Raw genomic sequence first — 22,245 nt, forward strand, 5'->3', positions numbered from 1 at the left:
AGCGGAGGGGAGACGAAGGGAATGGACAAGGAAACGCAACAAATCCACGAAAGACTGGATCGGATGGAACGAAAACTGGATGAACTGGCTCGAAACAGGCAGGACTTTGGACCGCAGCGTTCCGGGGCTGCCAGGTTTTTGATCGGATTTGGCGTTGTCGTTGCGGTGCTGTTCGTTTTAATGACATTGATCGGAGTTCTGCAATTCGTAAGCAATGGATGAGAGAGGGGGGACGGCATGCCTTTTTTGAAAAGAGTGCTGCTGGACTGGTCGGCACGCCCACCCATGAACCGCGATAATTTCCCATATAACATCGCGGCTTTGCGTCAGATCGAACAATTGGAATTCTCGCACAATGTCACGTTTCTTGTAGGTGAGAACGGATCAGGCAAATCGACGCTGTTGGAAGCGATGGGTGTATCCTGCGGCTTCAGCATTGTCGGCGGCAGGGATCTCGTCATTCGTCGTGACAAGGATGATGCATCGTTGTCCGAGATCATGACGCTGCAATGGCTGCCCAAGGTGAATCAGGGCTTTTATTTTCGGGCAGAGACGTTCGACACCTTTGCCAAATATATCGATGAACTGGCTGAAGAGCCATTTGTGGGGCGTGCGGCGTATGCCCCGTACGGTGGTGTTTCCTTGAATGAACGCTCTCACGGTCAGGGTTTTCTGGAGTTTTTTGCAGGACGATTCAGCGAGAAGGGATTGTATTTGCTGGACGAGCCGGAATCGGCCCTGTCGCCGCAAAATCAGCTTGTTCTATTACGCATGATGCATGATCTGGAACGGAGCGGCAAAGCCCAGTTCGTCATTGCCACGCACTCTCCAATCCTGATGTCTTATCCCGGAGCGACCATCTATCACTTCAACGAAAATGGTGTGGAGTCCGTGGACTATGAAGAGACGGAGCATTTTCGCCTGACCCGCGATTTTCTGAACAATCGGGAGGTATACCTGAATCGTCTCTTTGAAAGTTAATGTTCTAAGGCAAGCCAATCCTGAACTGCTGCAATAAAGCGGTGAGCTGCTGGAGAAAGATTGTCGAGCGACGGGCAAGTCAGGCCAATCGTGCGGAACGGATCCCCTTCCAGAGGAATCAGCGCGAGCTCATGCTCGTGGCCTCGCAGGACCATTTCCGGCAGCAAACTGATGCCAAGGCCGTTCCGAACCATCGCCATGATGGCTTGATCTTCGGCTACCTCATATATGATGTCCGGTTTGGCAGCATATTGTCTGATCAGCCGTTCGATTTCGTTATCACCGCCCCATTTCGGCATGATGAACGGCTCCGAGAGCAGCAGCTCGAAGGGGAGCGTTTCGGCGGTCGAGAGTGGGTGATCCAGGGGCAGAATGCACATCATCCGATCTTTGCGCAGCTCAATGGAGTCGTAAGGGAGGGAGTCTCCCAAAGAAAGAAAACCGAGATCGATGGCTCCACTGGCCAGCCAAGCGGATATCTCCGCATAATCTCCCTCCCATAATTTGATTCCGATCCCCGGATGCTGCACGCGGAATTGTTTCAAAATGCCGGGCAGCCACTGCGTCGACACGCTTGCAAACGTTCCGATGCGTACCGTCCCCGTTTCTGCCCCGCGGATGAGCGACATTTCCTGATTCAACAGCTCGGCCCAGCGCAAAATCTCCCGGATGTACACGATCATCCGTTCTCCGTCGGCCGTCAGGCGTACCCCGGAGCGCCCGCGATGGAGCAGGGAGAATCCACACTCCGATTCGAGGCTGGAAATGGCGTGACTCACCGCGGATTGCGTAATATTTAGCGCCTCTGCAGCCCTTGTCAGACTTCCATATTCAATGACGGCATTCAGAATTTCATATTTAACCAGCGACATGATGGAGACCCGAACCTTTCCTGAATAATACATGAAATGATTTCATGTTATCCATTATAAACATTCGTTTTCATAATGCAAAAAGATCGGATATACTTGCCAAGGCGAGAATGCCAAATACATATTCCGCATCACAAAATATATGGGACGAAGGTAGAGACAGAATGGATTCATCATCACGGGGAACTCGGGGGCAGGCAGCAAGAAGGGCCGATCTGCAAATGCTGCTCGCCACGATCATTTGGGGATCATCGTATTTGTTTATGAAATCAGGGCTCGCATCGATTCAGGAACTGAATCTGATTGCTTTGCGTTTCGCCATCGCGTTTATCGTTGCAGCCGTCATCTTTCACCGGAGGCTGCTGCGGGCGGATCGGAAAACGTGGATCGGCGGAGCCGTGATGGGTACGGTATTGTTTGCGGCGTTTGTGCTGATTACGTACGGAGTGCAGCGGACCAGTGCGTCGCAGGCAGGTTTTTTGATTAGTCTCGCGGTCATTTTTGTGCCGATTCTGATGACGATCATCCATAAAAAAATGCCGGATGTACGGCTCGCTGCAAGCATTGTTTTGGCCGTGAGTGGGCTGGGGCTGCTTACGCTGCAGCATGAGCTTCGTTTGCACATCGGAGACGTGCTGTGCATTTTGGCCGCATTGGTTTATGCCATTTATATCATCATTGCCGGTAAATACACGCCGAAACATGATCCGCTTACCCTGGGAACGATCCAGCTTGGCATGGCCGCCGGATTGGGCATCGCTGCAGCATTTCTGTTCGAAACGCCGCACCTTCCTGACAGCGCGGAAGCGTGGGCAGCGATTCTGGGGCTTGGCATTTTGTGCAGCGGGATCGGGTATATTCTGCAGACGTTGGCCCAGCGCCATGCTTCTCCGGCGAGAACAAGCCTCATCTTTTCGCTGGAACCGCTGTTTGCCGCAGCTTTTGCGTTTGTTTTTCAAGGAGAACAATTAACGTTGCAAGGATATACCGGAGCAGCTTTAATGCTGCTTGCCGTGCTGGTTGCGGAGCTTAAAGGATTGGATGCGATGTACCGACGGCGGAAAAGGAGCACGTCTGCGAACGAAATGCATATATGATGGAAACGGATGAAGTCCGGGAGTCGCCTCTGCCAGAGGCCGCCCTCGGCCTTTTTTTTCATTTAATGATTGCTGTTAGTGGGAAAGAACATAACAAAACAAACAAAATGATAACTTGTTTTGTTATGTATAATGTTTTGTGCTACACTGGAAACAAAAAAAGGAAAACAGGGTGAATGGGATGGGCAAAAAAGTAACGATGCAGCAGATTGCCGATGCGGCCGGGGTATCCAAATTTGCAGTGTCCCGCGCGTTGACCGGCAAACCGGGCGTAAGCGAGCAAACCCGGGAGATGATTATGCGGACCGCTGCGCAACTAGGCTATTTCAAGGCCGAGCCGAAGCGTTCTTCATTGGGGGGAGAGCCTGAGCGGGACGCCAAAGGGGAGCAAGGCGGAACGGTTCTCATCTTGTTTCCCAACATCCGCTCCCAGAACCGTTCATCCCTATATTGGGGACCGGTCTTCGATGGCATCTCGGCTCGCCTGAACGAGCTTGGCATGGACATCCTGACGCTGACCGAACCGTCCTCGGAGCGCATGTTCTCGGTGCTGAATCCCGAAGCGATCAGCGGTGTCATTACGGTCGGTTCGATTTCGACCTCCATGCTGCTGGAGGTATACAGGCTGCACATCCCGCTGGTTATGGTTGACCACGAGGAGCCGGCGATCCATGCCGATTCGATATTCACGGACAACATGAAATGCATGAGGGAGTTGGTCCTGATGCTGATCGGCACAGGGTACAAGCGCTTCCAGTTTGCCGGGAAACTGCCGGATGCCGCCAGCTTCAGGGAACGTTGGCTCGGCTATCGTTCCATGCTGGAAGAAATGCAGATCGAGGGGCAGCAGCGGACGGAATTGCTCGGACCGGATCATGGACATATTGAGGCAGCCATTGGCGAAATGCCGCTCGAGGAACTTCCGGAAGTCTTCGTTTGCGACAACGATCTGACGGCTTCCATCGTGCTGGGTGCATTAAGAAAGAAAGGGGTGCCGGTCCCGGAACGCTGCGCGGTAACCGGGTTCGATGACACCCGAACCGACGAGCCGATTGTGGCTACCGTCCGCGTCGACAAGGAGAACCTGGGAAAGCGGTCCGTGGACCAGTTGTTATGGCGCATGGAAAACCCTGACGTGCCGGCAGAACGTAAGCTTATATATTCCGAACTTGTGGTAAGGAAAGAATACCATGCGACACTTCATTCAGAACAATTGCAAAACGCCAACAAAACAGATTGACTGAATAGATAAAAACATGTTAATTTTGTTTTGTAAGTTATTTCGTTTTATGATAACAGAACATAACAAGATAACCGATATAAACCGCTAAAAAACAAACACACGTTAACGGAGGCTGTTATGAGCAAACAATCGCTGATTTTTGAAAATTGGACCTTCAAGGCTTGCGACGATCAGGAGTGGCTGCCCGCTAAGGTGCCGGGCTGCGTGCATACGGATTTGCTGAGACTGGAAAAAATCCCGAACCCTTTCTACGGAACGAACGAGAAAGAGGTTCAGTGGATCGACAAGAAAGATTGGGAGTACCGGACGGAATTCGGCGTCGAGGATGCGTTGCTGTCCCAGGAGCATCTGGAACTGGTGTTTGACGGGCTGGACACTTACGCAGACGTATATTTGAACGGCCAACATGTGCTGTCCGCCGACAACATGTTCCGCGTATGGAACGTCGATGTAAAACCTTACGTCAAAGCGACCGGCAACGTGCTTCATATCCGGTTCAGGTCTCCGATCCAGGAGGATCTGCCGAAACTGGAGAAGCTGGGTTATGCATTGCCTGCATCCAATGACCAATCCGACGTAGGCGGACTGGGTGACAAACGAGTGAGCATCTTCGCCCGTAAGGCACCATACCATTACGGTTGGGATTGGGGTCCACGGTTCGTAACGAGCGGCATCTGGCGCGAAGCACGGCTGGAGGGCTGGACGAAAGCCAACATTCACGACGTGTTTATCCGTCAAGATCAGGTAAGCGCTTCCCTCGCTTCGCTGACTGCCGTTGTGGAAGTAGAAATGCCGGCAGCATCCGAAGCGGTCATTCGCATTCAGACGGATGGACTGAGCTGGGAGAAATCATTTTCGCTTCGGGCAGGTTTGCAAACCGTCGAGATTCCGGTGGAGATCAGCGAACCGAAGCTGTGGTGGAGCCGCGGTTTGGGCGAAGCGCACATGTACAGCTTTGCAGCCGAAGTGCTTGAGGGCGAGCGGGTTCTGGCGAATGCCGAAGTGAAAACAGGATTGCGTTCCATCCGGCTCGTTCGCGATAAAGACGAAGCAGGAGCCTCTTTCTACTTTGAATTGAACGGCGTTGCCGTGTTTGCCAAAGGGGCAAACCATATTCCGAACGACAGCTTCACCACCGAAATCACGCGGGAACGCTACCTGCACGAGATCGTTTCGGCGGCTGAGTCCAACATGAACATGCTTCGCGTATGGGGCGGCGGCATTTATGAAGAAGACGTCTTCTACGAATTGTGCGATGAATACGGCCTGCTCGTATGGCAGGACTTCATGTTTGCCTGCAGCATGTATCCGGGGGATGAAGCATTCCTGAACAGCGTGAGACATGAAGCCATCGATAACGTGAAACGTCTGCGCAACCATCCAAGCATCGCGCTGTGGTGCGGCAACAACGAGATCGACTCGGCTTGGGCCCACTATATTGAAGAAGGCGGATGGGGTTGGAAAAAAGACTTTACGCCAGAACAGCGGGAGAAAATTTGGGCCGACTATGAAGCCATCTTCCATGATCTGCTGCCGGAAGTGGTGGAAGCGTACGCGCCGGGCGTCGATTACTGGCCTTCCTCGCCGCTCGTCTCCCTGACCGGAGACGCCAGCCAGCATGCCAATCCGTCCACGTCGGAAGGGGACATCCATTACTGGGGCGTGTGGCACAGTGTCGAGCCATTTGAGAACTATAACAAATACGTGGGACGTTTCATGAGCGAGTACGGCTTCCAGTCGTTCCCGGAATACAAATCCGTCCGCACCTATGCGGAGGAAGCGGATCTGGCGCTGGAATCCGAGGTAATGCTGGCTCACCAGAAAAACGGAGCAGGCAACCGTTTGATCAAGCAATATATGGACATGTACTTGCATGAGCCGAAGGATTTCCCGTCATTCCTGTACATGAGCCAGGTGCTTCAGGCCGAAGCGATGAAGATGGCGATCGAAGCCCATCGTCGCCGCAAGCCGTATTGCATGGGGACATTATATTGGCAAATGAACGATTGCTGGCCGGTCGCTTCCTGGGCGGGCATGGACTACTACGGACGCTGGAAGGCGCTGCAGTATTATGCCAAACGCAGCTTTAGCGACGTATTGCTCTCCGTGGACGGTACGAAGGATAACGTCATCGATATCCATTTGATCACGGATTTGCTTAAGCCGGTACAAGGCAGGCTGCGCCTTCGCCTCATCGGTTTTGACGGCACCGTCTATCGCGAGGAAACGCATGAAGTGTCCGTGGCTGCCAATGCCGGGCAAAACGTGCTGACGTTGAATCAGGCCGAATGGCTGCAGGGACGAGATGCGTCTGCAACGCTGCTGCGTCTTGATCTGACGCAGGATGGACAGGAGGATATCGTGCAAGAGCATTATTTTGCCGCCTCGAAGGATATTGCGCTGCAACCGGCGAACCTTCGTGTGACCGAAGTGCAAGAAGCCGATGGCCACTATTTGGTGTTGGATAGCGACGTGCTGGCCAAACAGGTGTGGATCTCTTCCGAAAACGAAGGCGTCTTCACGGACAACTTCTTTGACGTCATCCCAGGCATTCCGGTGAAGGTGAAATTTGTGTCCAGAGCCGAATTGCAGGGTGCAGGCGGGAATACGGGGCCAGGCGCCGTTCAGATCCGTTCGATGGCCGATTTCATCAAACTGACGTCCCAGCCGGTCTAATTCAACGTTCATTCATTCATCCCAAAAAGCGAGGGTACACACATCATGTGTGCACCCTCGCTTTATTTGCATTTCCATGGATTCGCTTATGGTCGGACCTCAATAATCTCCACACCGTAGGAAGGAAGCTCCAGCTTCGGCCCACGGCGGGTTCCATCCAATGCAGAAAGAGCTTCTGCACCCAAGTCGACGACGGCCGATTCGGGGCTGAGATTGAGGATGAAACGGAACGTTCCGCCCGGCCCGGTGCGGGTCGTCATTTGTACGCCTTGAGGCAGGGACTGTACTTCCGATAATCCGTGTTCTTCAGCAATTGATCGAAGGAGTTGGCTAAGGTAGGCCTGCTCCGGTTGCGTGGCCATGTAATAGACGTTTCCTTGTCCCCAGCGGTTCCGGGTTACGGCAGCGGTTTTCGCATAAAACTGGTCGGCGTACACGGCGATGGCTTCTGCCGTATCCAGCTCCAAAACGTCGGCCCATTGCGAGGCAGAATATTGCTCTCCTTGGTCTCCCAATATTGTAGCAGAGTCGCTGCCGAGCGGATCGTATTCGATGACCCGGACCCCCGCACAGGTCGACAGCAAACCTGGAAGAGGGGACATGGTGCAGATGTTGCTGTTATTTTTGACGCCCGAACGATGGGTAAGCACAAGCGTGCCGCCCGCAGCGGCAAAGCTTTGCAGCCGTTCAGCGCTGTCTTGGTCCAGCAAATACAGGTGCGGGGCGATGACGACGCTGTACCCGTCCAGCGATTCGGCTTCGTGAATGACATCGGCCCCGATGCCGAGTTGAGTTAATGTGCGATGCCAGACTTTGATGTTCTCGTAGTAGTCCAGGCCCTCCGCCTGCTTCTGGATGTGAAGCGCGTTCAGTTGGTCGTGCGAGTGCAGTATCGCTACTTGATGCTGCAGGGTTGATCCTTGCAAACGCTCGCCAAGCCGGTTCACTTCAGCGCAGAGCTGCTGAAACTCCCGGAATCTGCGGCCGGGAACGTTGCTGTGGTCGATCAGCCCATGCCAAAACTGTTCTGCGCCCGCGACGGCGCTGCGCCAGCGAAAATGCACGACCGCATCGGCTCCGCGAGCAATGGCCTGCCAGGAATGGGCGCGCAGGAAGCCCGGCTGGGGCGCTCGCCACATCGGGAACCAGCATCCCGGCGGTCCGCTGAGCTGTTCCATGATCCAGAAATTGCGGCGTTTAATGCCTCTGGTGAGATCCAGGGACAGCGCGCCGCTGTAAGGAGATGTCTCCGTTTTGCCCGGCGAAGGGTTCGGATAATAATCGAAAGACGCGAAATCCAGCTCCCGACCGATGCTGTATTGGTCCGCTTTTTGCGGATACGTATGAAAATTGTGCGTAACCGCATGACCTGGGCAGTTCCGACGGATCAGCGCGATTTGGATCTGCTGGAAGGCAGCGATCGAATCCGACTGGAAGCGGGTGTAATCGAGCAGCAGCGAAGGATTCTGGAACGGGGAGCCCCCGTACGGCGGCGTAACTTGCTCCCAATCGTTGTACTCTCCGCTCCATACGACCGTTCCCCAAGCCTCATTGAGCTGCTCCAATGTATCGTAACGGGAGCGGACCCATTCCCGGAACGCGTCGGCGCAGGCGTCGCACTGGCAATCGGTGAAGCTGAATTCGTTGTCGGTCTGCCAGCCGATGACCGCGGGGTGTTGGCCGTAGCGCTCGGTCAGCTTTTGCACGATCCGGGCGCTGTAAGTTCTCATGCTGGGGCTGTTATAACAGCGGTGGCCCCTGACGCCTTCGTGATTGATCTGTCCGTTTGGAAGCACAGGCAGAATATCCGGGCACTTTTCGGTAAGCCAGCGAGGCGGGGTCATCGTTGGCGTGCCAATAACGACCTGCAGCCCGTGGCGGTGAAGTGTATTTAATGCTTCGTCTAACCAAGTCCAATCGAACTTTCCGTCCGAAGGTTCCATCCGGCTCCAGGCGAATTCACCGACGCGCACGATGCGAACTCCGCTTTCGGCCATCAGCCTCGCATCCTGTTCCCACATGGCAGGCGGCCAATGCTCGGGATAATAATCAACGCCCATCTGTACGGGACGGTTCAATGTCATGTCGGTCAGCTCTCCTTTGCAGGCAAAAATGTAGGGATATCGTTCTTGCGCCTCACCGCTATAGGAGCGGAATCGCGCATCTTCCTCATTGTATATTGCTTGAGACCAGGGAGATATAACAATATGTTGCGATAAGTTAGCATGATGTTGTTCTACGAAGAAAGTCGCCAAATGATCAAGTTCATTTCCCGAGCGGGGAAACAGGGCTTTGTGACCCGGCATCCCTGCTTTTGGATGAAGCGTAAACCCCGTGCCGCAATACTGCAAGAAATCAACATTTCATTACTTGTTTTCAAAATTATTTCTTACTGAACGAACTACAATAACTATATAGATTGAACCGAAAATTTACACGATAACGAAGAGGGCAGAAAGAATCTGGAGAAGCGAAGCGGTCGCTTAAAAGCTTTCTGAAAGAAAGCTGCTTCGGAAGCATAGGCTGATCACGGGATTTTCCCTTTGAAAAAGGGAATTCGAAAAAATCCGGGGATAACAGCGATCGAAAGATGGTTCTGACCGCGTAGTGTCTCTGTGTAAAAATCATTGGTTCAACCTATATAGTTAAAGTTATCGTCTACAGAAAGAAGGAATGCAAATGTTGAATGTTGAAGACCAGTCATGGCTGGAGCGTTTAATCGCCAAGTTTGATCATAAATTGGCCTGGGTAAGCGAAAAATCAAGGGATAAAATCCCTTACACGACCATTGGCGGGACACATGACGATCGTTCTGTACATAACCCCTCAGGGACAGTCACCGATGGAATCAATTGGTGGACCAACGGTTTTTGGGGCGGCATGATGTGGCTGATGTACCATGCTACGGGACAGGAAAAATATAAAGATATTGCTTCGGTGTCAGAGGAAAAACTGGACAAATGCTTTGATGATTTTTATGGACTGCACCATGACGTTGGTTTTATGTGGCAGCTCACGAGCGTAGCCAACTATAAACTTACGAATAACTCGGACTCCCGCAAAAGGGCCCTGCATGCAGCAACCCTCTTGGCAGGGAGATTCAATCCCGTCGGAGGTTTCCTCCGAGCCTGGAACGATATCGAAGGGGAGGATACAAGGGGATGGGCAATCATTGACTGTATGCTCAACATCCCGCTGCTGTATTGGGCGGCAGAAGAAACGGGAGATCCTAGATTCAGACACATTGCGAATATGCATGCGGATACAGCCATAACGGCGTTTGTTCGATCTGACGGGTCTGTGAACCACATTGTAGAATTCGATCCCTTCAAAGGCGGGATCATCAGAACGCATGGCGGTCAAGGTTATCAAGCAGGCTCTTCGTGGACAAGAGGCCAGTCGTGGGCGCTGTATGGATTCATGATGAGTTATCATCATACGGGAAACATCGAATACCTGAATGCGGCCAAGCGGATCGCACATTACTTTATATCCAACATTCCTGAGAACGGGGTGATATCTGTGGATTTCAGGCAGCCGTCAGAACCACGGCTGGAGGACGATACAGCTGCGGCCATTGCGGCTTGCGGTCTGATTGAAATGGCCAAGACGGTTGAAATGCACGACAAGAACATTTATCTCAGAGCAGCATTAAAGCTGTTAAAGGCATTGGAGTCACGAAGCAATTGGACGAACCAATCGGATGCCATCATTCAAAACGGTTCAGCAGCATATCATGCGAATGTTCACCATCAACCCATGATTTACGGGGATTTCTTTTTTTTGGAGGCTGCGCTCAAGCTCAAAGGAAAAGATCTTTATCTTTGGTAAATGACGCAACGCAGCAGGTAAGGTCAACTTGAACATTGGAATGATGCCAGGCTCGAATGAACTTGGATAGGGGGCAGTGATATGAAACGCATGTTTGAGGCTGTCATTTTCGGAGGTTCCAAGCTGTTTTGGGACTACCGGCTTACGAATACGACTCATTACAAAGGCTACTATCATTGGCACCAGTGCTGCGAAGTATTATACGTTCATGATGGAACGGGGCACGTCGTTGTTAACGGTAAAACATACCCGATCCGCCGCGGGATGCTGTTCTTTTTCCGGCCGTATCAGCTGCACCATGTATATGCCAGCGTGAATTCGGATAACCCCTACGTCCGAACCATTTTTCACTTTGACATGCAGCTGGTTAACGATATGCTGCAGTCCTTGCCTAAACGCAAAGCGCTGTTTACCTCTTTATGCAACGGCAACTCCATCGTTCAAGCGTTTGACCTGTTATCTTTCGAGTCCGTTGTCGAACGTAATTTGGAAGACTATGATCATTCAAGGCAGGAAGGCAGGGGGGAAGATACGGAAGAGATCGCTATGATGATTCTGCGGCTTCTGGACATTCTCATTCGTGATCATCATTCGGGGATGAGCGGACCGATCCCGGCGGAGGACCGCAAATCAAACGGCTACGCGCAAAAAGTAATGAGTTGGATCGATGAACACTATCAGGAATCCTTTCGTTTGGATGACCTTTCCGAAGTCATGCATTTATCCAAATTTTATTTGTCCAAACTTTTTCATGAACAAACAGGCAGCACCCTTAAGGAATATGTTACGGCCAAACGGATGAGGCATGCATGCCGATTGCTGGAGACTTCGGCAAAGTCGGTCGAATGGATCGGATCAGAGGTAGGCTTCGCAAACCCGTCATACTTTGTCCAAGTGTTCAAGCAAGAAGTGGGTACAACCCCGCTTAAATACCGAACAAGGTTCTTGCAGTTCGATGACGTACAAGAAGATGGCAAATCGGCGGGAGCGGGTTTTTCATACAACGAAAAGTGAGAAGCACCACAATAAATAAACATTTTGTTGCATTCTTTCACCATTATTGAAAACGGATAACAGATAAAATGAAAATATACATCGTTAGATGAGGGTGAAGACACCGCACTAATCAAGGGGAAGACCATAACGATCGGGGATTCGTCTCCTAGAATCGCTGGAAGGAAGTGCAGCATGTTGAATAATCCGAACATGATCCGAGGAAATGAAAACGGTACCAACGTTGTGCTGAAAAGGCCGAACAAATGGAGGGAGACTTTAAAAGAATATAAAAAAAGCAAACACTTGTTTATTATGCTGTTTCCCGCATTGATCTGGTTTGCGATTTTCCACTATGGCCCTCTGTACGGGATTCAACTGGCTTTTAAAGATTTCAGCCCCGTAAAAGGAATCTGGGGAAGTGAATGGGTGGGATTGGACCATTTCCGGTTTTTGTTTTTTCAATCGCCAGACTTCGCGAGGATTTTTACAAATACGTTGTTGATCAGTCTTTACAACCTTATTTTCGGTTTTCCGGCTCCAATCATTTTGGCACTCCTGTTAAATGAGTTGCGTTCCAACCTGTTCAAGCGGTTCGCGCAGTCTATTTCCTATATTCCGCATTTTTTCTCTTGGGTCATTCTCTCGGGAATCATTATCGTCATGTTATCGCCGTCCGAGGGACCTGTGAATTTTATATTGCAGATGTTTGGCATGGAACCGATCTACTTCTTGGCAGACCCCAATTATTTCCGGCCGGCTCTGGTTGCAACGGGGATATGGAAAGAGATCGGCTGGGGGACGATTATTTATTTGGCAGCGCTCTCAGGAGTCGACCCTACTTTATACGAAGCAGCCGTCATTGATGGCGCAGGGAGGTGGAAAAGAATTTTTCACATTACGCTTCCGTCGATTCTGCCCGTTGTTTCCATCATGTTTATCTTATCGCTCGGCGGGATCCTTAATGCGGGGTTTGACCAGATTTTCAATTTATACAGTCCGGCTGTTTATGAGGTTGCCGACGTCATTGATACGTATGTCTACCGTGCCGGTATCGTACAAGGACAGTTTGGATTGACGACGGCGGTCGGATTATTCAAAAACGTCATAGGCATTGCGCTGGTGCTCGGCACAAACTATGCGATGAAGAAAATGGGGCAGGAAGGCGTCCTCTAACAAGGGAGAAAGGAGGTTTTTCGAATATGAGACTTACGATGGGAGAACGTATTTTTCAATGCATCCTGATCACGATCATATCGCTGTTGTGCCTGATCACGATTTATCCTTTTTTGCATATTGCTTCCTTATCCCTTAGCAGTCCAAGCGAAGCGAGCCGGTTCGGTTTTCATTTTTACCCTCGGGAGATTGATTTCTTCGCGTGGAGCCAAGTGTTAAGCCAAAGCAAAATTTGGACCGGATTCGGCAACTCGGTGTTTAGGACAGTCGTGGGAACGACGTTGTCGCTGATTGCCATGTCCATGTGCGCGTATCCTTTATCACGCAAATATTTGCCCCACCGCAGTTTCTATACCATGTTTATTCTGTTTACGATGTTCTTCGGAGGAGGGATCATTCCTACCTACTTATTGATGAAGTGGCTGCATTTGCTTGACAGTCGGTGGATCTACATTCTGCCTGGACTTATCCCCGTCTTCTCCATGCTTGTACTTCGTAATTTCTTTATGTCCATCCCAACGGAATTGGAAGAATCGGCGAAAATTGACGGTGCCCATGATATCAGTATTTTGTACCGGATCATCCTTCCTTTATCGAAGCCGGTGCTCGCTACTTTGGCGCTCTGGTCCGCTGTAGGACACTGGAATGCCTGGTTCGATGCCGTGCTCTACGTATCGGATCCGGAGAAACAAGTTTTGCAATTCTTTTTAAGAGAGATTGTTATAACCAATACGGACGCTGAAACTTTCGGACGGTCGGCGGTGGGGAACTTCCAATATACGTCCTCTATCAAAGCGGCTACCATCATGTTTGCTGCTCTTCCGATTTTGATCGTTTATCCGTTTCTGCAAAAGTATTTTGTGAAGGGAACGATGATTGGTTCATTAAAAGGATGACGGTGATGACCCGGGCAGGTGTCCGCCGCTCTTGTTTGTACAGCAAGTGGATGATATAGAGGAGGGTCTGAATATGAAAGTATGGATGAGATTCGGCATGGCGGCAGTATTGTCCGTTTCCTTGGCAGGGGCAGGCTGCAGCTCAAGCGGCGACGAAAGCAAGGATGCAGAAAATCAGGGGAAAGATGACCCCATTGTCATCATGACCAATGCTTCGACTTGGGATATACCTACGGAAGATGGGAACCCAACGCAAAAGTATCTGGAGGAGCGGTTTAACGTCAAATTCGTCAATATGAGAGGCAATGATGAGAACTTCAAAATCAAGGTCGCATCGGGCGAAATCCCGGATATATTCCCGCATAACATCAGTGAAGCGGATATGACGAATTGGGCCAGACAAGGTGTCATTGCAAGCATTTCTGTGGATGAAATCAAACAATATATGCCTACCTATGTCAAGGAAGTGGAAGAAATTGACCCGAATGCCTGGGATGTTGGAATGATCGATGGAAAAAACTACGGCGTTCCGCGTATCTGGCTAAACGGATCATACGGCTTTATCCCTACCTATAACGGCAAGTGGTTGAAAGCGATCGGTTATAATGAACCGCCAAAAACATTGGAAGAATTGGAAGATGTATTTACCAAATTTCGCAATAACGACCCGGATGGCAACGGCAAAATGGATACTTACGGTATGAGCGGACGCGGAAAGGACGTAAGGGCACAAATGTTCAACTCCATATACGCGGCATATGGTGTAAACCCGTACCAGTTTGTGTTGACGGATGAGGGGAAAGTGACTTGGGGCGGCATTACGGATGAGGCCAAGGAAGCTACAAAACTGCTGAGAAAGTGGTATGCAGCAGGGCTCATCGATCCGGAGTTTATGACGGATAACGGGGAGCTGATCGGTCAAAAGTGGGGCAGTCATAAAATCGGATACATGGACAACATGATGTACCATCATCTCTTTGGCGCCCAAGAAAGCGATAAAACGAATGGAACTTTTCCGGTCTATGGCAAAGGTCTCATCGGTCCGGCCGGCGAATCACTCGTGATGTCCAATGGTGCTTTGCAGGTCCCGTTAATTTTCGGCAAACAAGTCGAGGAGGACGACGAAAAGCGTATTCGAATCCTTCAAATGCTTGAAGAATTGACCTCGGTCGATGAAGTGTATCTACGTACCGTCTTTGGTGAAGAAGGGGTATCTTATGACTTGGTCGATGGTGCCGTTGTTATGAAAGAACCGTATGCAAGTTCTGCCGATGACGCGCGTCTGATGGGGTACGGCGGTTATTACAATCCATTGGTGGAACGCGATGTAAGTATGTGGAAGTATCACTTCTCGAAAGAAAAAATGGAGTTCAGGGAAAAGGTTAACGAGGGAATGAAGACAATCTCGGATGTTCTCGGACCAACCTCCCTGGAGAGTAAGGGCATGTATTGGGCGACGCTGATCACTTTACAGGATGAGTTCTATACAAAGGCCATTATCGAAAATAATGATCTCGATGCCGCATTCCAGAACTTCAAAGATCAGTGGCTCAAGAGCGGTGGCCAACAAGTATTAGATGAAGCGATGAAAGTGTATGAAGCCCGTCAACAACACAAATAAACGACGAATAATACACCGTAGTCAGGGAACCGCATTTACCTTTTCTGAAGGCAGTTCAAATCTGGTGGAACCCTGTCTTTCGGTGTATTCGATTCTATGGGAGGAGAGGTTCGATTGTCGGCACATACCGTAAAAACATACCCTGCACCCGAGGGTGCAGTGGGCAATTCGGATTATTCCGTAAGGCTGCGGACGGCAGATGGCGAATGGCAGTCCTTATTCAGCTATAACGTTAAGGTGGATATGCATGATGTTCGTAATGCATCCATGGTTATGTTCGATTGTTCGGGCGAAGTTGAAATGGAGGTGCATTACCATGTTGGACGGGTCCGGAATGCCGTTGTTCGTCCGCTTTCCTACGGCATAAAGTGCGATATCAAAGAGCAAGTGGTTACGTTTAAAATCGATCAGCCAAGGTTGTTGTCTTTAGAAGTGAACGGGGGAAAATTTAATAATCTCCATATATTTGCAAATCCGTTAAGCGATGACCCGGTCCCTGTAGAATCGGAAGGCGAAGAGACTATGGTGTTAAAGCCCGGGATGCATCAGGTTAGAGAGCTTAACAAAGCCTTGAAAAATATGTCCAGCCCCCGCATTATATTTGGCCCCGGAATACATCGTCTGGACGAATCCCGTCTGGAAATCCCTTCGCATACGACGGTTTGCGTTGCAGGCGGGGCAGTCATTTACGGCGGATTGATCTGCAATCATGTACAGGATGTAACCATTAAAGGCCGAGGGATATTATATATGTCCGACTTTGAAAAAACGACTTATTACAGAGGCGTCGAAGTTAAATACTCAAGCCGCATCCATATTGAAGGAATTACGGTGATTGATCCGCCTCACTATACGGTTCTCCTTGGTCAGTCGGACAACATCCGAATCCGAAACCTGAAGACCTTCAGTACGCGCGGCTGGTGTGACGGTATAGATATGATGGCATGCCAAAATGTCCTCATCGAAGGCGGGTTTTTACGTACATCGGATGATTGCATTGCGGTATATGCCTCCCGGGGAGAATTTCAGGGAAATACCCAGGATGTCACCGTGAAGGGTTCAACCTTATGGGCTGACGTTGCTCATCCGATCAATATCGGCACACACGGCAATTATGACAGTGAAGGCGATCATATAGAGAACCTTCATTTTGCGGATATCGATATTTTGGAGCATCATGAGCCGCAGCCGGACTATTGGGGATGCCTGGCCATCAATGCAGGCGACAACAATACGGTTCGGAACGTAACCTATGAACATATCCGGATTGAGGATTTTGAACTGGGCGAATTGTTTAATCTTCGCGTGTTGAAAAACGAAAAATATAATCCGGCTCCGGGCAAACGAATTGAGAACATTCACTTTAAAAATATTCATTACAGCGGGACCTGCAACAATCCCTCGCATATCGAAGGCTACGATGAGAGCAGAACGGTAAGCCATATTACGTTCGAAAACGTGACGGTAAATGGCGAAAAATTTGCATTGAATCATGACTATGTCGTGCTCGGAAATCATGTGCATGGCGTGAAGCTAATCAACCATTAATTTTGAGAGAGAGGATTGAGGGGTTGTCATTAATCTAAGGAGATGATGCATGATGAGAAAATTTTGGTTCATGGTCTTGATTTTCAGCTTTATAGGAAGCATGTTTTGTTTCGGAATGAAAGATAACATCGCTGCTGCCGAACCGGATTTTGTGCATCCCGGACTTTTGCATACTGAGGAAGATTTGGTTCGTATCAAGCAAATGGTGGCGGCCGGGGAACAACCCTACTTGGACGGATGGAACCAGTTAGTGAACAGCCCGCTTTCTGCGGCAGGTTGGACTCCCCGGGCCACGGCCACGATCATTCGAGGCGGCACGGGCGATAATGTGAGTTTGCTCTACAATGATGCAGCCCGTGCTTACCAGAATGCACTGCGCTGGAAAATCACCGGAGACACGGCACACGGAGATACGGCACGGGACATTTTGAATGCATGGTCGTCCACACTTACAACGGTTACGGGCAATGCCGATCGCTATTTAGCCGCGGGTTTACAAGGATATCAACTGGCTAATGCAGCTGAGCTTATGCGAGATTACCCTGGATTTGATGTACAAGGAATGCAGGCTATGCTGCTTAACGTGTTCTATAAACCTCTTAACGAGCGTTTCCTGATCGGTAATGAATTTGGCCGGGACCACAACGACGCCTACATTCAAAACTACTGGGCAAACTGGGATTTGAGCAATATGGCAGCAACCATTGCCATCGGAGTGTTCTGTGATCGCCAAGATATCTATGAGATCGGGATAGAATATTTCAAGCATGGAGCTGGAAATGGCTCGATTTACAATGCGATCCCGTTTCTGCATCCGGATGGGCTCGCCCAATGGCAGGAGTCCGGACGTGATCAGGCACATACCCAGCTCGGCATCGGCTTAATGGCCACGATCAATGAAATGGCATGGAATCAGGGCGATGACTTATATGGATGGGCGGACAACCGCTTTATGAAAGCTGCCGAATATGTGGCAAAGTACAATAATGGAGATGATGATGTTCCCTTTGCATCCTATGAATGGGGTTCCGGAACCAATGGTGCCGTTCAAACCCACACGGTCATATCCGGTGCCGGACGCAATGAATTTCGCCCGATCTGGGAAATGATCTACAATCATTATGCGAATCGAAAAGGCATGAACGTTCCAAACATTGCGGCCCGCGCTGCTTTGATGAGAACGGAAGGTGGCCCAAACCCGCAGTATCCTTCGACATTCGATCACCTTGGATTCGGAACATTGCTATACACGCGTCCGGCAGGCAGCGGAGGATCGGCAGTGCTCCCCTCTGAAAATATTCCCGATGGCACTTACCGATTCACAGTACGACTTGATGGCAAATCGATGGAAGCCAGTGGCAATCTTGTGCGGAAGTCGACATATACGGGGGGGACGCATCAGCAATGGGCCGTAACCCACATCGGCGGAGGCCAGTACAGCATCAAAAATGGTGAGAGCGGTCTTTATTTAGGGATAGCAAATGACTCCCTTGCTCGTGGCGCCCAATTTGAGTTATCCGCGAGTACGGGAGGAAATAGTCAGAAATTTGCGTTCATCCCCGTCGGTGACGGCTATTACCGGATTACGCCTATACACACGAACCTATCGGTCGACGTTCTGAACGCATCCTCTGAAGAATCAGTACCACTCATCCAGTGGCGATACTTGCTTGGAAAGCATCAGCAATGGAAGCTTGAATCTGTACATTGATTCATCCGATATATAGCAAGGGGATTTCTGCAAGTAGAGATCTCCTTTTTCGTATAGCAATCACAGCAGATGACTTTATAGTTTCAGGCATATTTTGGACGTTACTATGAGGAGGTTGGGGATGAAAAAGCAAAGAAATCGAATATGGAGAGCGCCGACGACGGCCATTGGCATGTTTCTGCTTTTGATTATGATTGCATCCTATCTGCCCATGGGGGGTGACACCGCTTTTGCGAATGAAATACCGGCCGGGACAGAGAAGGTAATCATTACAGAGGTCGTTTCCGATGAGGGATTTACGCATCCCGGCATAGGATTAACGAAGGGAATACTGGAAAATATGCGTGAGCAGGTCGTTGCCAAAAAGGATCCGTGGTATACCTACTACGTTTGGATGTCCCAATCCGGATATGCTTCCAAGGCATTTGCATCCAATATTTACGCAGGTTCCAATCCGGATGGCACGGATCGCCCTAAAACACGTGCTGTGAACAGTAAAGGAGCATTCGTCGCAGACGGTTTGAGAGCGTACACCCAAGCCATTATGTATTATATTACCGGGGACGAAGCCTATCGGGCCAATGCGATGCGAATCATACGTTTATGGGAGCAGATGGATCCCGATCAATATACCTATTTTACGGATTCCCATATTCATATGGGCATACCTCTCCACCGGATGGCTGCTGCAGCAGAGCTTTTGCGCTACTCGGGTGCAGAGAATGAAGACCCGAAATGGGCGTGGACGGAAGAGGATACGGCCCGGTTCACTACGAATCTGATTATTCCAATGACGGAAACCTTTTTGCACTTTAATGACAAGTTCATGAATCAGCATCTTTACCCATTATTAGGTGCCATGTCCGGTTATATATTCACGGATAACTTCGACAGATATGAGGAGGGCGTGGAATGGTTTACCGTGAACAGAACCGCAATAGACCAGGGACAAAACGGTTCAATCAAGCAGCTGTTCCGATGGGTGACTGAGGATATTACGACAGGGGAAGCGGTAACCCCTCCAAGAGTCCAACACGTGGAAATGGGACGGGATCAGGCGCATGGCGCCGGCGATCTTACCAACGTGGAGATTCTGGGACGATTGTTGGAGGCTCAGCGAACAAAAGTTGATCCCGTTGAAGGGACGCTGTCGACGGCGCAAGACGCAGTCAGTGTTTACGAGTTTTTGGACCATCGTATATTGAAAGCGGCCGATTATTTCGCACAATTCATGATAGGCTATGATCCGCCTTGGACACCGGTCGCAGCCCATACGGATATCGAAGGGAATCCGACGATTATTTATAAAAATATATCGGGGGCATACCGAGGCCGCATTGGCGGCAACGTTTATGGTCAGTATTACTATTATAAGTATCAGCTGGGATTGGACATGGAGCAGGCTGCGCCCTACTATACCGACATGTTTAACAAACGTCATCCATTCTGGTGGGAGTCGCCGGATGGAGGAGCCGATTATTGGATGTTTATTCCTAAAGAGGCCGAAGGCGAAGGAACCGCGACTCTTCCGAAGGTATCTCCTGATCCGAGCTTGAATGAAATCGAGCTGCGAACGACTTCGCTGGATCATTATTCAGAGCTTGGTCAAGAAGGCGACACTTCCTATCTAAGGATCACCGCAACAGAACATGGCAGCAGAGCTGCGGTCGTTGCTTCCGGCACGGGAGAAAAAACAGTCGGGATCAAAGTGCGGACCGACGGTACAGCGAAATTGGAGATCAATGGATGGACGGAAAATGCAGTGGTGCTGCCTGATACAAAAGGCCAGTGGAAATACGTGACGTTTACGATGGATGCATTTCAGGGTCTGGGTGATCTGATCTATATCAAAGTTACGGGTTCCGGAACCCAAGTAGATATTGACCATTTTCATTTGAAAGCAGCGGAACGACTAACACCGCCCGTTTTCGATACAGGGAACCCTGCATTGAATCTATATGCGCATACCGGATCCGAAGCTTCATTGCACTATGACTTTTCGGCCACTGATTCAGGACCGGGTGAAGTGTTGTCTTATCAGCTTGATCACAAGCCGGAAGGCGCGGTATTTGATGAGAGTACCGGGGCTTTTAGCTGGCAGCCTGATCAGGCCGGAACCTATTCCTTTGTTGTGAGCGCGACGGACGGAACTACGGTTACCGCTAAATCCGTAATCGTTACAGTAACTTACGACCGTCGATCTGCGATAGAAGCCGTCATTGCGCCATATGATCAGGAAAAGTCCTACATTTCATCGTCTTTGAGAGCGTATAGGACAGTGTATGAAGATGTAATGAATGCCTTAAATACTGCTTCGGATGAACAATTCTATCAAAAACTAGTGGAGCTGAACGCGGCTGTTGAAAGTCTGGAAGAACTAACCCCTCTCATGCAGGATGGCAGCATCAATTACGTCGATATGGTTGTTGCCTCTACCTTCGGAAACCAAATCATCAATCTGGTGGATGGTGCCTCCGACAGCTTTGCGGGATATTATTTGGCGGATAATCTGAGTTACACGATGGATTTCGGAAGTGAGTTCAACATCTCGCTGGATAAAATAGCTATGCAAGTCAGAGCGAGTTTTCCCGAAAGAATCGGCGGTGTGGCCGTGTTCGGCTCTAATGATATGACAGCTTGGACCCGGTTAACGCCGGAACTTACCGTAGTCACAGAGGATATGCAGGAACTGGAAGTCGCCGAAGAGCATAAAAATACATCGTTCCGCTTCTTGAAATTACACATGAACGATCCCTCAAGCACGATGTTTGAAATGGCCGAGCTCAGGCTGTTCGGAGAGCGGAAAGAGACGAATAACAACTGATTTCTGTCTCCATTCGTTCTGCCGATAGTGAGAATGGACGGGTGCGAGGAGTTCATCCAAGGGCATGGGGCCAGTATCCTGTATTTTACAAATGGATCAAAAGGAGCTGTGAGAGATGGGCAAGATCAGGGAGTTCAATGGTTTTCAATATCGAATAGACCAAGAATACTTGCATGTATTTTTTGAACCCACAGTTCATAAAAAAGGGTATATTAGTTCTTTCAGGTTGCTGCCTCGTCCTTTTACCAGTTTTGAAGAGTTTATAATAAATGGCAAAACATACGAATGTAATGACATTCAAACATTTGAGTGTTTTGATCCAGAGAATTCAGAGCATTTAGAACGTACAGGCATAGGCTTAAGCTGGCCCAATAGTGGATTGAAAAAATTTTATGAACTGGTAAATGTCATTGAAAATAGGTAAAAGAAAAGGCATTCTGCGATCGCAGAATGCCTTTTGGTAGTTAAAATACAGTGAAGGTGATGTCACAGTCGGGCATTACCCATGATATTGTTCCGTTAGTATTGGTAATAGAAATTTCGACTGAGGATGACTGATCTTGGGAAGGAGGAAAATCTTGGGCTGAAACCGGGACAACTAGAGATACTGAAATCAGACATGATAAAAATAGAGACGACAGCCATTTGTGAAGTGGTTCTGCATACCTCATTCCTTGCGCGTCCTTTCTTGTTCTTTTTTTCACATTACATTCAGGAAGGGGGGGGATTGTTATCGCTGCGGGAAAGGGGGTATGCTGTACTTTTTGCCGTTTCAC

General features: G+C 49.8%; 16 protein-coding genes. 14 read left to right on the forward strand and 2 right to left on the reverse strand.

Translation table 11 applies throughout. The features are described from left to right. Nucleotides 1-21: 21 nt before the first annotated feature. Together SNR34_RS11845 and SNR34_RS11850 are read left to right on the forward strand one after the other, a co-directional pair. Nucleotides 22-222: a hypothetical protein gene (locus SNR34_RS11845; protein WP_236417354.1), complete on the forward strand. Its 201-nt coding sequence runs from the start codon at nt 22-24 to the stop codon at nt 220-222. A gap of 15 nt (nt 223-237) precedes the next feature. Further along, complete coding sequence (locus tag SNR34_RS11850; protein WP_343259438.1) at nt 238-981, forward strand: AAA family ATPase; 744 nt, start codon at nt 238-240, stop codon at nt 979-981. Here the strand turns inward: SNR34_RS11850 and SNR34_RS11855 are convergent. Continuing rightward, nucleotides 978-1,886: a LysR family transcriptional regulator gene (locus SNR34_RS11855; RefSeq protein WP_339277674.1), complete on the reverse strand. Its 909-nt coding sequence runs from the start codon at nt 1,884-1,886 to the stop codon at nt 978-980. The genes SNR34_RS11850 and SNR34_RS11855 overlap by 4 nt on opposite strands. Nucleotides 1,887-2,017: 131 nt before the next feature. On the opposite strand from SNR34_RS11855, the gene SNR34_RS11860 reads away from it, so the two are divergent. The 3 genes from SNR34_RS11860 (at nt 2,018) to SNR34_RS11870 (ending at nt 6,869) form a co-directional block, all read left to right on the forward strand. Beyond that, the gene (locus SNR34_RS11860; protein WP_486181949.1) at nt 2,018-2,950 is read left to right on the forward strand and encodes a DMT family transporter; all 933 of its coding nucleotides are present in this window, start codon (nt 2,018-2,020) and stop codon (nt 2,948-2,950) included. A 181-nt stretch (nt 2,951-3,131) separates the two neighbouring features. Beyond that, on the forward strand, nt 3,132-4,190 hold the full coding sequence (locus SNR34_RS11865; protein ID WP_236417360.1) for a LacI family DNA-binding transcriptional regulator: 1,059 nt from the start codon (nt 3,132-3,134) through the stop codon (nt 4,188-4,190). 120 nt (nt 4,191-4,310) lie between these two features. Next, nucleotides 4,311-6,869, forward strand: a complete 2,559-nt coding sequence (locus SNR34_RS11870) for a beta-mannosidase (protein WP_486181950.1) — start codon at nt 4,311-4,313, stop codon at nt 6,867-6,869. An 86-nt stretch (nt 6,870-6,955) separates the two neighbouring features. Here SNR34_RS11870 and SNR34_RS11875 read toward each other — a convergent pair whose 3' ends face one another. After that, nucleotides 6,956-8,953: a beta-galactosidase gene (locus tag SNR34_RS11875; protein ID WP_486181951.1), complete on the reverse strand. Its 1,998-nt coding sequence runs from the start codon at nt 8,951-8,953 to the stop codon at nt 6,956-6,958. Nucleotides 8,954-9,548: 595 nt separating this feature from the next. Between SNR34_RS11875 and SNR34_RS11880 the strand changes: the two genes are divergently transcribed. From SNR34_RS11880 to SNR34_RS11920, 9 genes are all read left to right on the forward strand, one after another. Continuing rightward, complete coding sequence (locus tag SNR34_RS11880) at nt 9,549-10,700, forward strand: glycoside hydrolase family 88 protein (RefSeq protein WP_486181952.1); 1,152 nt, start codon at nt 9,549-9,551, stop codon at nt 10,698-10,700. Nucleotides 10,701-10,781: 81 nt separating this feature from the next. Further along, nucleotides 10,782-11,714 (forward strand): helix-turn-helix domain-containing protein, encoded by a 933-nt coding sequence (locus SNR34_RS11885; protein WP_486181953.1) that lies wholly within the window; start codon nt 10,782-10,784, stop codon nt 11,712-11,714. 192 nt (nt 11,715-11,906) lie between these two features. Beyond that, nucleotides 11,907-12,869, forward strand: coding sequence for an ABC transporter permease (locus SNR34_RS11890; protein WP_486181954.1), 963 nt, complete (start codon nt 11,907-11,909; stop codon nt 12,867-12,869). 26 nt (nt 12,870-12,895) lie between these two features. Further along, nucleotides 12,896-13,765, forward strand: coding sequence for a carbohydrate ABC transporter permease (locus SNR34_RS11895; RefSeq protein WP_339277685.1), 870 nt, complete (start codon nt 12,896-12,898; stop codon nt 13,763-13,765). Nucleotides 13,766-13,838: 73 nt separating this feature from the next. After that, nucleotides 13,839-15,386: an extracellular solute-binding protein gene (locus tag SNR34_RS11900; RefSeq protein ID WP_339277686.1), complete on the forward strand. Its 1,548-nt coding sequence runs from the start codon at nt 13,839-13,841 to the stop codon at nt 15,384-15,386. Nucleotides 15,387-15,500: 114 nt separating this feature from the next. Then, nucleotides 15,501-16,934, forward strand: coding sequence for a glycosyl hydrolase family 28 protein (locus tag SNR34_RS11905; RefSeq protein ID WP_486181955.1), 1,434 nt, complete (start codon nt 15,501-15,503; stop codon nt 16,932-16,934). A 115-nt stretch (nt 16,935-17,049) separates the two neighbouring features. Further along, the gene (locus SNR34_RS11910) at nt 17,050-18,645 is read left to right on the forward strand and encodes an RICIN domain-containing protein (protein ID WP_486181956.1); all 1,596 of its coding nucleotides are present in this window, start codon (nt 17,050-17,052) and stop codon (nt 18,643-18,645) included. Between the two features lie 121 nt (nt 18,646-18,766). Then, on the forward strand, nt 18,767-21,469 hold the full coding sequence (locus tag SNR34_RS11915) for a putative Ig domain-containing protein (protein WP_486181957.1): 2,703 nt from the start codon (nt 18,767-18,769) through the stop codon (nt 21,467-21,469). Between the two features lie 115 nt (nt 21,470-21,584). Further along, nucleotides 21,585-21,893: a hypothetical protein gene (locus SNR34_RS11920; protein ID WP_236417374.1), complete on the forward strand. Its 309-nt coding sequence runs from the start codon at nt 21,585-21,587 to the stop codon at nt 21,891-21,893. The last annotated feature ends 352 nt before the right edge of the window (nt 21,894-22,245 follow it).

The sequence above is a fragment of the Paenibacillus sp. XP01 genome (assembly GCF_057364885.1).

What these genes read in the sequence shown, in the direction of transcription:
- SNR34_RS11860 (WP_486181949.1), top strand. Translation starts at nt 2,018, where the DNA reads ATGGATTCATCATCACGGGGAACTCGGGGGCAGGCAGCAAGAAGGGCC.
- SNR34_RS11865 (WP_236417360.1), top strand. Translation starts at nt 3,132, where the DNA reads ATGGGCAAAAAAGTAACGATGCAGCAGATTGCCGATGCGGCCGGGGTA.
- SNR34_RS11845 (WP_236417354.1), top strand. Translation starts at nt 22, where the DNA reads ATGGACAAGGAAACGCAACAAATCCACGAAAGACTGGATCGGATGGAA.
- SNR34_RS11900 (WP_339277686.1), top strand. Translation starts at nt 13,839, where the DNA reads ATGAAAGTATGGATGAGATTCGGCATGGCGGCAGTATTGTCCGTTTCC.
- SNR34_RS11915 (WP_486181957.1), top strand. Translation starts at nt 18,767, where the DNA reads ATGAAAAAGCAAAGAAATCGAATATGGAGAGCGCCGACGACGGCCATT.
- SNR34_RS11875 (WP_486181951.1), bottom strand. Translation starts at nt 8,953, where the DNA reads ATGACATTGAACCGTCCCGTACAGATGGGCGTTGATTATTATCCCGAG.
- SNR34_RS11885 (WP_486181953.1), top strand. Translation starts at nt 10,782, where the DNA reads ATGAAACGCATGTTTGAGGCTGTCATTTTCGGAGGTTCCAAGCTGTTT.
- SNR34_RS11895 (WP_339277685.1), top strand. Translation starts at nt 12,896, where the DNA reads ATGAGACTTACGATGGGAGAACGTATTTTTCAATGCATCCTGATCACG.
- SNR34_RS11910 (WP_486181956.1), top strand. Translation starts at nt 17,050, where the DNA reads ATGAAAGATAACATCGCTGCTGCCGAACCGGATTTTGTGCATCCCGGA.
- SNR34_RS11890 (WP_486181954.1), top strand. Translation starts at nt 11,907, where the DNA reads ATGATCCGAGGAAATGAAAACGGTACCAACGTTGTGCTGAAAAGGCCG.
- SNR34_RS11920 (WP_236417374.1), top strand. Translation starts at nt 21,585, where the DNA reads ATGGGCAAGATCAGGGAGTTCAATGGTTTTCAATATCGAATAGACCAA.
- SNR34_RS11855 (WP_339277674.1), bottom strand. Translation starts at nt 1,886, where the DNA reads ATGTATTATTCAGGAAAGGTTCGGGTCTCCATCATGTCGCTGGTTAAA.
- SNR34_RS11870 (WP_486181950.1), top strand. Translation starts at nt 4,311, where the DNA reads ATGAGCAAACAATCGCTGATTTTTGAAAATTGGACCTTCAAGGCTTGC.
- SNR34_RS11850 (WP_343259438.1), top strand. Translation starts at nt 238, where the DNA reads ATGCCTTTTTTGAAAAGAGTGCTGCTGGACTGGTCGGCACGCCCACCC.
- SNR34_RS11880 (WP_486181952.1), top strand. Translation starts at nt 9,549, where the DNA reads ATGTTGAATGTTGAAGACCAGTCATGGCTGGAGCGTTTAATCGCCAAG.